This window comes from Streptomyces sp. NPDC059851, assembly GCF_042732005.1.
GTDB lineage: Bacteria > Actinomycetota > Actinomycetes > Streptomycetales > Streptomycetaceae > Streptomyces.
In genome coordinates, this window is sequence record NZ_JBHWJJ010000012.1 from 26340 (window position 1) to 39432 (window position 13093).

Below are 13093 nucleotides of genomic sequence, written 5' to 3' on the forward strand. Positions count from 1 at the left end.
GGGCTCGGGGGCGGGCGCGCGCGCGGGCGGGCGGGCGGGCGGGCCCACGGAAACCGGTGCTGTGCTCGTGCTTGACGGCCCCCGGCCGCGGGTTCACACTCGCTCCACGGTCTCGCGCGCAGACCCCGGAACCCCCCGTGAGAGCTGCGGCCCGTACCCCAGTCGGCGGGGGTACGGGCCGCCTCCGTGTACGTGGGCTGCCGCGCTCGGGGCTCCGGGCTCAGGTGCCGGCGGGCAGGCTCCGGCGGCGGGCGCGGGCCAGGGACATCGCGTGTTCCACGACCCCGACGAGGACGTCCTTGACGGACTCCCGGTCACGCGCGTCGCACAGCAGCACCGGCACCCCGGGATCGAGGTCGAGTGCCTCGCGCACGGACACCACCGGGTGTCGTTCGGCACCGTCGAAGCAGTTGACGGCGACCGTGAACGGGATCCCGCGGCGCTCGAAGTAGTCCACGGCCGCGAAGCAGTCGGCGAGCCGGCGGGTGTCGGCGAGGACCACCGCGCCGAGGGCGCCCTGGGCCAGTTCGTCCCAGAGGAACCAGAAGCGGTCCTGTCCGGGAGTACCGAACAGGTACAGGACCAGGTCCTCGCGCAGGGTGATGCGCCCGAAGTCCATGGCCACGGTGGTGGTGCTCTTGCTCTCCACGCCGCCGGTGTCGTCGATGCCGGTGCCGGGTTCGGAGAGGTCCTCCTCGGTCCGGAGCGGTCTGATCTCGCTGACGGCTCCGACCAGCGTGGTCTTGCCGACCCCGAAGCCCCCCGCGACGAGGATCTTCAGGGTCAGCGGCTCGACCGGGGACACGGCGTGCATGGCGCCGGTACGACTAGAGCGCCCGAAGGCCATCGATCACCTCACGCAGAATGGATTCATCGGGCAGTTCGGCCGGCGGTACCGGCCGGGTCACGTGGACCAGTTCCTCGTCGGCCAGGTCCCCGATCAGGACCCGTACGACACCGACCGCCAGGTCGAGTTCGGCCGCGAGCTCGGCGACCGACTGCGGCCGCTCGCGGCACAGGTCGAGGATGTGGGCGTGCTCCGGGGACAGGGTCAGCTCCCAGACCGGATCGTCGGCCGCCGGTTCGGCGACGACGAGCGCGATCAGGTCGAGCCGGTGGCGGGCGGCGTGGCTGGTCCGGCCGCGGGTCATGGCGTACGGGCGGACGACGGGACCGGCTTCGTCGTCGAACCAGTGGGGGTGGGCGGGGTCCGGCGCGCCGCCCGCGCCGGGGGACCCGGCGGGGGCCGTGCCGTTGCCGCCGTGGGCCCCGTGGGCGGCGTGGCCCGCGTAGGCCCCGTAATCCCGGTGGTCTGCGTGGTCCCCGTGGTCCGGCTGGTCCCGGTGGTCCGGGTGGTCCTGGCCTGGATCGCTCATACGGTCCGTTTCACCCCCCGGCTGGCAGCCCGGAGCGCGGCGCGGTCGACAGGTGGTCGCCCACCCGCTTGACCATCAACGTCATCTCGTACGCGACCTGGCCCACGTCGGAGTCGGCGTCGGAGAGCACGGCCAGGCAGCTGCCCTCGCCAGCGGCCATGACGAAGAGGAAGGCCTCGTCCAGTTCGACCACGGTCTGGCGGACGCCACCGGAGTCGAAGTGGCGGCCGACGCCCTTGGCCAGGCTGTGGAAGCCGGAGGCGACGGCGGCCAGGTGCTCGCTGTCCTCGCGGGTCAGGTCCTTGGAGCTGCCCGTGGGAAGGCCGTCCCCGGAGAGGATCACTGCCTTGCGGATGCTGCCGACCCGGTCGACGAGCTCGTCGAGCAGCCAGTTGAGCTGACCGGAGCCGCGGCTCCGGATGTCGTTGCCGGTCTGCGGTGCGGTCATCGACCGTCCCCCTCGTTCTCGTTCTCGCTCGTGTGCACGGGACCGGCGGTGCTGGTGCCCGTCCCGGCCTCGGACTGCTGCTGTGCCTGCTGTTCGCGGCCCGCCGTCCAGCCTCGCTGGAGTGCGGACATCCGCGTACGTACTTCCTCGGCGTCCCGGTCGGTCACCGGATCGGCGGCGGCCTCGGCGCGTGCCGCATCCGTCTTCTTCCTCAGCTGCGGTGCCAGGCTGGCCTGGCGGATGCGCTTGGGCAGCCCGCCGGGGCCCGTGGCCCGCCCGGGGGCCGGTTCGGGCTCGCCCGTGGGCTGCGGGGCCGGGGGGACCGCGGAGACCGGGCGGGGTTCCACGCGGCGGCCGTGCTCGGCGACGAGCGTCGGGGTGGGCCGACGGCGGGGCAGGGGCACGGGCCCGGAACTGCGGGTGCCGTCGGGGCGGGCGCCGCGCAGCGTGTCGGAGCGGTGGCTGTCGAGCCGGACCGGGCCGGTGGGGGCCAGCGGCTCGCGTTCGCGGTCGCGGGCCGGCCTCCGGTCGGGGTGCGACCGGTCGGCCGGGCGGAGTCCCAGCAGGGCGCTGCGCGGGGTGCCGTGGGGCGGGGTCTCGTCGTCGAGGGTGGCCATGGCGGGGCGGCCGCCGGCGCCGGTGGTCATCCCGTCCGGTGCGGCGGGGTCGTCGAGGGCGTCGAGGCCGAGTGCGCCGAGGGGGGCCTCCAGCTCGACCGGGCGGCGGCTGTCGCCGGAGCGCAGGGGGCGGCCGGCGGGGTTGTGCCGCAGGGCGGTCGGGGCGGTGCGCGCGGGCCGCTTGCCGGCGGCGCCGGGCGCCGAGCCGGGCCTGCCGTGCTTGGCGTCGCCGACGCGGAGGCCGGCGCCGTTGGTGTCGGGGGCATCGGTGAGCAGGGCGACGGGGAGGAAGACCACGGCGGTGGTGCCTCCGTACGGACTGGGCTGGAGGACGACCTTGATGTTGTGGCGCTGGGCGAGGCGGCTGACGACGAACAGTCCGAGCCGGTCGGTGTCGGAGAGCTCGAACTCGGGGGTCTCGGCCAGCCGGAGGTTCGCGTCGAGGAGGGCCTCGGGGTTCATGCCGAGGCCGCGGTCGTGGATCTCCAGGGTGAAGCCGTTGGCGACGTGCTCGCCGTGGACCTGGACGGCGGTGTGCGGGGGCGAGAAGACGGTGGCGTTCTCGAGGAGTTCGGCGACGAGGTGGGTGACGTCGGCGACGGCGGGGCCGGCGATGCCGAGGCGCGGCAGGCGGCGCACCTCGATGCGCTCGTAGTCCTCCACCTCGGCGACCGCCGCCCGTACGACGTCCATCAGCTGGACGGGCTTGCGCCACTGGCGGGAGGGGGCGGCGCCGGAGAGGATCACGAGGCCCTCGGCGTGGCGGCGCATGCGGGTGGTCATGTGGTCGAGGCGGAAGAGGTCGGCGAGCTCCTCGGCGTCCTCGGTGCGCCGTTCCATGGTGTCGAGCAGGGTCAACTGGCGGTGCAGCAGCACCTGGTTGCGGCGGGCGAGGTTGACGAAGACCTCGGAGACGCCCTTGCGGAGTTCGGCCTGCTTGACGGCGGCTTCGACGGCGGCGCGCTGGAGGGTGTTGAGGGCCTGGCCGACCTGGCCGACCTCGTCCTTCTCGTACTCCAGGCGGGGCGCTTCGGTTTCGACGTCGACGTGCTCGCCCGCGGCGAGGCGGCGCATGACGGCGGGCAGCCGGACGCCGGAGACCTCGTGGGCCTCCTTGCGCAGCCGGGACAGGTCGCGGACGAGGTCGCGGCCGATGCGCACGGAGAGGATCAGGGAGACGAGGAGGGCGACGAAGCCGAGGATGCCGGCGATGGCGGCCTGGAGGAGGACGTTGAGCGCGACGGGCTCGACGCGTTCCTGGTAGCGGTCGCCCGCGGCCGTGCCCATGGTGGCGAGGTCGTCGAGGACCTTGTTCGCGGCCTCGTCCCACTGGGCGGGGGTGAGGCTGCGCGGGTTCTTTCCGGCGCCGCCGGCGAGGAACCGCTCCTCGGCGTCGCGCAGCGACTTGGTCTGGGGGCCGTTCCAGTACTGCTCGAAGACCTCCCGGTCGGCGGCGGGGAGGATCGCGAGGTTGAGGCCGTAGAGCAGGTTGCGGTTGGCGGCGAAGTCCGAGACGTGCCGGAGGTCGGTGGTGCTGACGTTGCGGGCGGCGAGGGAGGAGGCGATGACGGCGTCCTCGCGGGAGAGCGTCTCGCGGGCGCGGGTGATGCCGACGAGGGCGCGTCCCTGCTTGTCCATCTCCACGTTCTCCAGGGCGTGGAGGTTCATGAGGAAGTCGTAGCAGGGGTCGACGAGGCGGCTGTAGAGATCGAGCGCCTGGTTGGGGTCGAGGGTGTTCTGGTCGACGGAGCGGCGCAGTGCGCCGATGCCGTGGAAGGCGTCGAGGATGGAGTCCAGCCGCTGGGCGGCCGCAGGTGCGAGCTCCTCGGCGACCTCGGGGTCCTTGGCGTTCTTGCTGATGCGGTCGAGGAGTTGGTCGGTCGCGGCCCGCCGTTTGGCGAGCTCTGCGGTGGCGGCGGAGGCGCGGGGGTCGCCGATGACGACGAGGGTCTGGCGGCGTTCCTTCTGCAGGACGCGGACGACGTCCTCGACGGGGTAGCCGACCTTGTCGATGACGTAGGCGACGTCGAGGAGTTGGAGGGCCTCGCGGCCGGTGACGACGGTGGAGAAGCCCCAGAGCGCGGTGAGGGAGACGAGCGGCACGAGCAACAGCGCCACGATCTTCCGGCGGATGGACTTCCCGCGAAGCCGCATGGCCTCCCCAGCCTCCCCCAGCTCAACCCCCGTTCAGGGGATTGGTGTTCCGTCGTTCAAACGGCGTGAGCCTACTACTGCCGTGCGACGGCTTCGAAGGCGTGTCCGGACGTTTTCGGCCGGACGCCTTGGCGAAGATCACGAGTTGTCCGATACTTCCGGTCAAGCACGGCCCGTTATGTGGCAGATGACACTTCGTGGGGCCTCGGTCCCGCCGAGGGAACGGATGGCTGGAAGTCTTCGTTCCGGGCGGGCTCGGACGGGGTTCGCGGTGGTCGGCGGGGTGGGGGAAAGTCCGCGATGCGGGAATCCCTCGGCGTCGTCGTACGTCTACCTGTTCGAGGGGATTCGTCGGGCGGGGTCGTTCGGCCGGGGGCGGCCGGGTAGACATGACCGGCAGTGCGGAGGGGAAGGCGCGGGCCATGGGGATCTACGAGGGCAGGGGCACGGAAGCGGGAAGGGACGCCGGGGCGGGCGCGGGACGGGGGGCCGGCCCGGGCGTGCCGAGGGCCTCTCTGTGGCAGGAGGAGCCGGTCGGGCGGCGACGGCTGCCGGACCCGGTGCGGGAGTCGGCGGTGCGGGCGGTACTGATCGTGGCCGTCACGCTGACCGGGGCGACGATCACCTTCTTCCTGACGCTGACCGGCTCGTGGCTGGCCTTCCCGATGGCCCTCGCGTCGATAGCCGGGACCGTGGTGGCGACGTGGTCCGTGCTGGACGTGCTGATCACCCGACAGATGTGGAACCAGCGGTACGGGGTGCTGTCGGAGCCGAGCAGCACGGCGCGGAGCACGCGGCGCGAGGCGCGCCGGGCCCGGCGCGAGGCCCGGTCCGCCGGGCGAATACCGAGGAAGGGCAGGCCTCGGGCCGTGTGGCCGTCCGCGTCCGCGGACTCCCGCTACGGGGCGACCTCGGGCAGGGGCTGATCCGCCGCCCGGCCGCGGGCGCGACAGGGCCCGGCGGGGACGGCCGGCCCCACCGACGGCCGGCCGGTCGGCAGACCGGTGGGGCGCTGCTCGCGGGCCGGGCGGGCCGGGCGGGCCGGCCCGCGGGCGGGGGCGCGGGCGCGGGTGGTCAGGAGGCCGCGCCGGTACGGCGGAACATGCGGGTCGCCGTGATCTCACCGTGGATCGTCTCGCCCTCGGCGGAGGGCTGGGGCAGGCCGGGGCGCAGGTGCTCCTCGACGCTGATGTACTTCAGTCCGGCCCGCAGGTCCGCGTCGTTGCGCAGCCGGATGACCAACGGGAACTCAGCGAGGGCCGTCGTGTCGAACAGGCCGGTGGTGTACAGCAGCTGGACGCCCAGCGCGTCGGAGACCGCCCGCTGGAGTTCGAGCAGGTACGTGGCGTTGGCGCGGCCGATGGGGTTGTCGAGGAACAGCGTGCCCGCGTGACGGTGCTTGTCGCGGCCGCGGTCGTTGCTGCGCAGTGCCGCCATGGTGCAGTAGAGCGCGATCGCGGCGGTCAGCAGCTGGCCGCCGGAGAAGACGTCGCCCATCTGGCCGACGGGGACGCGCTCGGCGCGCAGCACGGCATCCGGCTTGAGGATCTCCACCGCGATGCCCTTGGGCTCCAGGGCCGCCTGGACCCCGCGGAGCAGCAGGGACATGCCGTCGCGGCGGCCCTCGCCGAAGGCGGTGTTCTTCTTGACCGCCGAGCGGGTGGCGTCGTCGATGACCTCGCCGAGCCGTTCCGTGAGGGTGGCCTGGTCGGGCTCCTCGAAGCGGATGCGCAGGAACTCCTGGCCCGACCATTCGCCGAGGCCGTCGGGGAGGCGGGAGAGCCGCTGGGCGGAGCGCAGGGTGGCCAGGGCGGACTCCACGAGTCCGCGGAGCCGGTCGACGATGCTGTCGCGGTTGCGTTCCAGCTGGGCGAGCTCGTCGGTGAGGACGCGCAGACGGGGTGCGAAGGCGGCGGCCCAGGCCGCGGCGTGCTCGGGCAGGGCGGAGGCGGGAAGTTCGCGGATCTGCTGGCGCGCGGGGGTGCGTACCTGCTCGTAGCGGCTGGCGTTGGCGTGCCGGACGAGGACGTCGCTCGCCTCGCGCACGGCGGCCTCGGCGGCGGAGAGGTCGGCGGCCGCGGCGCGCAGGGCGCGGCGGGTCTCGGTGGCGGACTGCCGGGCCTCCTCCAGGGTGCCGGGGTGGGGGGCCTGCTCCTGCTCGTCGTCGTGCGGGGTGTGGTCGCGCAGGAGGTCCCGCAGGAGGGCGGCGGTCTCGTCGAAGCCTCCGGCGCCGTCCTCTGCGGCGCGGTGGGCGCGCAGCAGGTCGGTGTGGGCGGCGCGGGCGGCTTCCACGGCGGCGGTGTGGGCGGCGAGCTGGGCGGTGGCGGTGCGCAGCAGGACCTGGGCCTGTTCGACGTCCTCGGGGATCATCTCCTCGGGCAGGTCGGTGTGGGCCTCGCCTTCGGCGGGCGCGTGGCGTTCGGCCTCGCCGCGGAGCCGACCGAGCTGCTCGCTGGCCGCGGAGGCGCGGCTCTCCAGCATGTGGACGAGGGCCTCGGCGCGGGCGGCGGCCGCCTGGCGGGAGGGGCCGTCGGCGCCGTCGGTGCCTTCGAGGAGCTGGGCGGCGCGGGTGCGGACCTTGTTGGTGAGCCGGTCGAGTTCGGCGAGGGCGGCGCTCTCGTCGCTCTCGGCGCGGGCCTGTTCGGCGCGCAGGTCTGCGCCGACACCGACCTTCTCGTAGAGCTGGGAGGCGGCCCGGTAGGCCTCGCGGAGGTCGGGCAGCGGGCGGTGGCCGTCCTGGGCGGCGGTCTCGTCCTCGGGGAGGGTCTCGGGGGCGCCTGCGATCTCGGCGCGTTCGGCTCGCAGGGCGCGCGCGGTGCGGCGGGCGTCATCGGCGGCGCGCTGGGCGGCGCGGCGGTCCTCGTCGGCGGCGCGGGCGCGGTCGAGGCAGATTTCGGCGCGGGCCTCGCACTCGGCGGCCTCGTCGGCGAGCTCGCGGGCCTTGGCCTGCCAGCCGGCTCGTTCGCGCAGGCGGTAGGCGAGGCCGGCGAGGGCGTCGGCGGCGCGGCGGGCGCGCTGGGCGGCGTCCTGGCGCTCGTCGCGGACGCGGGCGGCGTCCGCGGCGGCCTCGTCGGCCTCGGCGCGGACGGTGCGGGCCTCGGCGAGTTCGGCGTCGGCCTCTTCGGCGAAGGCGCGGGCGGCCGTGGCCTGCTCGGCGAGTTCGGTGAGGCGGCCGGGTGGGCAGCCGGTGCGCCAGGAGGCGAGGCGGGCGGCGAGTTCCCGGTCGCCGGCGAGGCGGGCGGCGAGTTCGCGGATCTCGGTGTCCCGGGCGGTGGCGCGGGCGCGCAGGGCCTGGCGTTCCTCGTCGGCGGCGTGCTCGTCGTGCATGGCCGGGTTCGGCGGGACGATGAAGATGCCGGAGGCGTCGCCGGCCGGGCCGGCCCCGGCCGGGGGGACGGGGGCGAGGAGGGCCGCGGCCGTGCCGACGGCGACGGTGGAGCGGGGCAGCAGGGCGGCACCGCCGAGGACCTCGCGGGCCCGGGAGTGGGTGTCGGGGTCGGTGATGATGACGCCGTCCACGAGTTCGGGACGGGCTGCGAGGACGGCGGCGTGGTCGGCGGGGTCGACGGACTGGGCGAGGTAGCGCCAGCCGGGCAGGGCGGGGATGCCGTGCTCGCCGAGGTATTCGACGGTGGCGAGGACGTCGGGGCCGGGCGGCAGGAGGCCGCCGTCACCGAGGGCGCCGAGGATGCGCGCGTCGTCGGCGGCGGCGGTGCGCAGGTCGAAGAGTTGGCGCTCGGCGGAGGCGACGGCGTCGGTGAGGAGGCCGCGGAGGTCCTCGGCGTTCCGGTCGAGGTCGGCGGCGGAGAGTGCACCGGCGGCCGGGTCGTGGGCCGGGGCGGTGTCGGGGGCGGCTGCCGGGGTGCCGTCCGCGCTGCGCGGGCGCGGGACGGTGGCGGGCCGGGCGAGCGGCAGGCCGAGGAGTTCGGCGAGGCGGGGGGACTCGGCCAGGGAGGCGGCGGCGAGCCGTTCGGCGGCGTGGGCGGCTTCGGCGGCGTCGGCGGCGTCCGCGGCGCGGGCGGCGGTGAGTTCGGCGCGGGATTCCGCGGCGGCGGCCTCCCGGGCGGTGTCGGCGGCGGTGCGGGCGGCGTCCCGGGCCTCGTCCCATGCGGCGACGGCGACGGTTTCGGCGTCGCTGGCGGCGAGGGCGGCACGGGCCGGGTCGGCGTCGGGCGCGGAGTCGTCGAGCCAGCCGGCCCGGACGGCCTCGGCGGTCTCCTGCTCGACCTCGGCGAGCCGGGCCCGCAGGTGCTCGGCCTCGCTTCGGGCGCGCTGGGCGGCGGTGGCCGCGGCGGTGGCGTCGCGGTGGGCTGCCTCTCCGGCGGCCTGGAGGGCGGCGGAGCGTTCCTCCTCCTCGTTGGCGACGTTCTCGCCCTGTTCGGCAGCGGTGTGCAGGGCCCGTACGAGGGCGGCGGCGGCCGAGGCGCGGGCGGCGAGGGCCGGGGCGGCGTCCCGCTCGGCCTCCAGGATGGCGGCGGCGACGCGGGCGGAGCGGTCGGCGGCGGCGCGGTGGCGCAGCACGGTCTCGGCGGCCTGCCAGGCGGCGTGCAGGGTGCGGGCCTCCAGGAGCTCGCGGCGCTGGGCGGTGGCGGCCTTGTCGGCGACGGTCAGGGCCAGCGAGGCGTGCCGGTAGGCGAGTTCGGCGGCGATGGCGGCGCTGCGGTCGCGGGAGGTCTCGGCGGTGGTGACGGCGTGGGCGGCGCCGGTGACGCGCTGGGCCAGTTCGGCGGCGCGGTCGCGTTCCCCGGCGGCGCGCGCGGAAAGGCGCCGGGCGAGGGTGCGGGTGCGGCGCTCGGCTCCGGCGTGGACGTCGCGGAGCCGGGAACGCGTCTCCGCAGCCTCGACGATCTTGGTGAGGAGGTCCACCGAACCTGCGGTGAACTCCCGCTCGGCCATGAGCTCGGCGCGGCGGCCGAGCTTGTTGCCGAAGCCGTGGACGAGGTCGGCGAGTCCGTCGGTGTCGCGGGTGTCGGTGACGGCGCGCAGCAGGAGGTCGGTGAAGTCGGAGTCCTTCTTGACCGCGAAGAGGCCTGCGGCCTCACCCTCGTCGGCGTTCATCTCGCGCTGGTAGCGGAAGAGTTCGGGGTCGAGGCCGAGTTCGGTGAGGTGCTCGTTCCAGCGGTCGTGGATCTCCTCGAAGTACACCTCCAGGTGCGGGTACGCCTTGCCCGCCTCGGTCAGGGCGTCACGGAAGCCCTTCATGGTGCGGCGGCGGCCCTGGGCTCCGGAGGCTCCCTCGACGGGCGGGCGGACGGCGGTGGACTCGGCCACGGGCAGGTTGTCGAGGCTGAGGCCCGGGCCGGGGCGGAAGGAGTACCAGGCCTCGGCGAACTTGCGGGGGTCGTTGGAGACCTGGCGGCCGCGCCATTCGCTGACCTTGCCGACGACGACGCATTCGCCGGTCTGGGTGTGCTGCCACTCCAGGGCGACGTGGCCGCAGTCGTCGGCGAGGAGGAACTTGCGCAGGACGCCGGAGCTGGCGCCGCCGAGGGTGTTGCGGTGGCCGGGCAGCATCACGGAGAAGATCAGCTTGAGCAGGACGGACTTGCCGCCGCCGTTCTCCAGGAAGAGCACGCCGGCGGGGGCGGGGCGGCGCGGCGGACCGGCGGGCTCGTCCTCGAAGAACTCCGCCTGGGCGGGTGCCGGGTGGGGCACCGGTTCGCCCACTCCGCGCAGGTCGAGCACGGTGTCGGCGTAGCGTGCGCCGGCGGGCCCGATGGAGTAGAGGCGGATCCGGGACAGCTCGTACATGGCGGCGGGCTCTCGTGGTGTCTGGTGGGTGGTACGGGGGTCTGCGGTGGGGGCGCGGCGCTCGGGCGTGCGCGGGGCTCAGGCGTGGAAGGGCAGGCCGGCGTCGGGGGCGAGCTCCAGGTCGTCGCCCTCGGGCGGCGGGAGGAGGCTGGCGGTGCCGTCGCTGACGGGGACCACGCCGAGCTCCAGGAGCTCGGCCATCGCCGCGCTGCCCGCCATGTCGCGGACCTGGAGCTGGTAGCGGGGGGTGGTGCGGTAGGTGCCGCCGGCGTCGTCGCCGGTGCGCTGGAGGAACCCGGAGTCGGTGAGGAAGGCGGCGGCCTTGCCGACGATGCCGGTGGTGGATCCGGCGAGGCGGCGGGCGTCCTTGGTGGCGCCGGTGGCGCTGCGGCGGGCGTAGACCCGCCACGCGGCCTCCAGGCCGGGGGCGTCGGTGGCCGGGTCGGTGTTCTCGCCGGTCTCCTCGGCCCGCTCCTCCAGGCGGCGGCAGGCCTGGCGGACGAACGCGTCGACGCCGTTGACGGTGACGCGCCCGATGTAGCCGTCGTCGGCGAGGTCCTCGGGGCGGGGGAAGGCGAGGGCGGCGAGGGCGAGGTGGGCGAGGCCGTGCAGGAAGCGGTCGCCGGAGTCGGCGGTGGTGCGGCGGGCGTAGTCGCCCATGCGGACGGCGAAGACGGAGTCCTCTCCGGCGGCGACGGCCATGCCGGCGCGCGGGGACACCTCCAGGACGACGAGTCCGAGGCCGGTGGCGACGGCGTCGGCGAGGCGGCCGAAGCCGGGGTCCTCGCGGTAGCGGCGCAGCAGTTCGGCGTACTCGGCGTCACGGGCCGGCAGCAGCTTGGGCTGGAGCCCGAAGGCGACGAGCCGGGCCGCGTCCGCGGCGTCGGCCGGGGTCACGTGTGAGCCGGCCGGGGCGGACGGCGCCGTCGGGGCGTCGGCCTCGCTCCACGCGGGGTGCTCGGCGTGGTGGTCGGTCACGGGTACTGCCTCTCGTGGTGTGCGGTGGTGGTGCGGGCGCGCACGGCGGCCGGGTCGGCGCCGTACGGCCGGGTCCGGTGTCCGGCGGCCCGGTACGGCCGGGGCCGGTGCCGGGCGGTGGTGGCGGTGCGGGACGGGGTGCCGGCGCGGGGGGTCATGCGGCCTCCGTGCGGTCGGCGGCCATCGCCGCCGCATCGAGCAGGGCGGTCCCGACGATCAGGTCGGCACCGCCGAACTCGGGGTCGAAGAGCTCGGTGCCGTCGTCCACTGCGAACAGGAGCCGCTCCTCGCCCTGGCGGTACGCCGTTCCGACGGCCGGACTCGCCGCGTGGACGGCGAGCAGGGCCACCAGGTACGGCAGGTCCGGGTCGGTGCGGCGGGCCTCGGCGAGCAGCCCCGACAGGCGGCGCGGGGCGTCGTGCGGCAGGTCCAGGAGTTCCATCGCGGCGGCGAGCTGCTCCTCGCTGAAGCGGCTGTCGTCGGGGGTGGCGATGAGGTCGGGCTCGGGCATTTCGGCGCCGAGGTGCTCACGTTCGACGGGCGGGGTCAGCAGGATGTCGACCAGGTCGGCGACGCGTACGGAGACGGGGGTGCGCAGGCCGGTGCCGGAGGCGAAGAAGGCGTCGGTGACGCGGGTCGCTTCGGCGACGGGCAGCGGCAGCAGGGGGGCCACCAGTTGCCCGTACAGGTCGATCCCGGAGCGCGGTGCGGGGGCGGCGAAGGCCTGGCGGTCCTGTTCGGCGCGGAACAGGGGGCCGGCTTCGAGCAGCCGCGACTGGAGCTGGGTGTGGCGGCGGATGCAGTCCTTGACGATGTCGACGAGTTCGGCGGCGCGCCGCTTGTTCTCCGGCTCCTCGGCCTCGTCCCGCACCTTGCGGATGTTCGTCAGGATGGCGTTTTCGTGCCGGTAGCGGTCGGCGACGTGGTCCAGGGCCTCCTCGATCATGTCGGGAACGGACTGGAGCCAGTCGACGGCCCGGACGTTGCGCCGGGTCGCCTCCAGGGTGCGGCGCAGGGTCTCGGCGTACTGGACGGTGCGGTAGCGGGCCTGTTCGGCGGCGAGCTGGGCGTCCGCGAGGCGGCCGCGGCTGACGAGGACCTCCAGTTTGACCTCAGCGGCGATCTGGGCGCTGGTGACGTCGGTGTCGAGGGCGCCGACGAGGACGTTGACGGCCTCGTCGGTGGTGCGCAGGTAGACGGCGCCGCCGTAGCCGGGCACCTCTTCGAGCAGTTTGAAGTCGTAGTCGCGGCGGACGTAGACGCCGTCGGGGCCGAACGTGCCGTAGATCGCGCGGAAGCCGCGGTCGACGCTGCCCACGTTGATCAGGTTCTCGAGGACCCAGCGGGCCACCCGCTCGTGCTCGGCGGCGGGGCGGTCGGGGGCCTGGGCGGCCACGCGCGGCAGCAGCCGGGCCACTATCTGGTCGTGGTCGGCCCCGGTGTCGAAGTCCATGTGGAGTGTGACCAGGTCGATCGCGGCGAGGGCGACTTCGGCCATCGCGTAGATCCCGTACTCGCCGGCGAGGTTGGCCTTGCGTACGTCGAGGTCGTGGAGCGGGGCGGTGCAGGCGAGCGCGCGCAGCCGCCGGGCCAGGCCCTCGTCGGCGGCCGGGCCCGGCGCCGGGGACGGAGGGGTCTTCGCCGGGGCAAGGAGAGTCACGGACAAAGATTAGGCGCTGACAGGGACAACGGCCCAAACGGCACGGTTCGGCCTGATCGGTCCCCGACCTGGTGCGTCGCCGGGGCGGGCCGCCCCGGCACCCGCGGAG

9 protein-coding genes are annotated in these 13093 nt (G+C 75.1%); 1 reads left to right on the forward strand and 8 read right to left on the reverse strand.

What is annotated here, in order from left to right; translation table 11 throughout:
- Positions 1–220: 220 nt before the first annotated feature.
- Genes ACFV7Q_RS06110 through ACFV7Q_RS06125 form a run of 4 tightly spaced genes read right to left on the reverse strand, consistent with a single transcriptional unit; the run spans position 221 to position 4595 of the window.
- The gene (locus ACFV7Q_RS06110) at positions 221–847 is read right to left on the reverse strand and encodes an ATP/GTP-binding protein (RefSeq protein WP_385424114.1); all 627 of its coding nucleotides are present in this window, start codon (positions 845–847) and stop codon (positions 221–223) included.
- Complete coding sequence (locus ACFV7Q_RS06115; RefSeq protein ID WP_385424117.1) at positions 828–1376, reverse strand: DUF742 domain-containing protein; 549 nt, start codon at positions 1374–1376, stop codon at positions 828–830. Before ACFV7Q_RS06115 ends, ACFV7Q_RS06110 begins: the two co-directional genes overlap by 20 nt.
- A gap of 10 nt (positions 1377–1386) precedes the next feature.
- Complete coding sequence (locus ACFV7Q_RS06120) at positions 1387–1824, reverse strand: roadblock/LC7 domain-containing protein (RefSeq protein WP_385424119.1); 438 nt, start codon at positions 1822–1824, stop codon at positions 1387–1389.
- Complete coding sequence (locus tag ACFV7Q_RS06125; RefSeq protein WP_385424122.1) at positions 1821–4595, reverse strand: nitrate- and nitrite sensing domain-containing protein; 2775 nt, start codon at positions 4593–4595, stop codon at positions 1821–1823. The genes ACFV7Q_RS06120 and ACFV7Q_RS06125 overlap by 4 nt, the downstream gene beginning before the upstream one ends.
- Before the next feature lie 422 nt (positions 4596–5017).
- Between ACFV7Q_RS06125 and ACFV7Q_RS06130 the strand changes: the two genes are divergently transcribed.
- Entirely contained in the window at positions 5018–5521 is a 504-nt protein-coding gene (locus ACFV7Q_RS06130) for a hypothetical protein (protein WP_385424124.1), read from the forward strand.
- 148 nt (positions 5522–5669) lie between these two features.
- Here the strand turns inward: ACFV7Q_RS06130 and ACFV7Q_RS06135 are convergent, their stop codons facing one another.
- The 4 genes from ACFV7Q_RS06135 to ACFV7Q_RS06150 all read right to left on the reverse strand — a co-directional run bounded on the left by ACFV7Q_RS06135 (position 5670) and on the right by ACFV7Q_RS06150 (position 12984).
- A complete protein-coding gene (locus tag ACFV7Q_RS06135; RefSeq protein WP_385424127.1) occupies positions 5670–10346 on the reverse strand; it encodes a hypothetical protein in 4677 nt (1558 codons plus the stop codon).
- 78 nt (positions 10347–10424) lie between these two features.
- A complete protein-coding gene (locus tag ACFV7Q_RS06140) occupies positions 10425–11324 on the reverse strand; it encodes a hypothetical protein (protein ID WP_385424129.1) in 900 nt (299 codons plus the stop codon).
- Entirely contained in the window at positions 11321–11482 is a 162-nt protein-coding gene (locus ACFV7Q_RS06145) for a hypothetical protein (RefSeq protein WP_385424131.1), read from the reverse strand. The genes ACFV7Q_RS06140 and ACFV7Q_RS06145 overlap by 4 nt, the downstream gene beginning before the upstream one ends.
- Complete coding sequence (locus ACFV7Q_RS06150) at positions 11479–12984, reverse strand: hypothetical protein (RefSeq protein WP_385424134.1); 1506 nt, start codon at positions 12982–12984, stop codon at positions 11479–11481. Before ACFV7Q_RS06150 ends, ACFV7Q_RS06145 begins: the two co-directional genes overlap by 4 nt.
- Between the last annotated feature and the right edge of the window lie 109 nt (positions 12985–13093).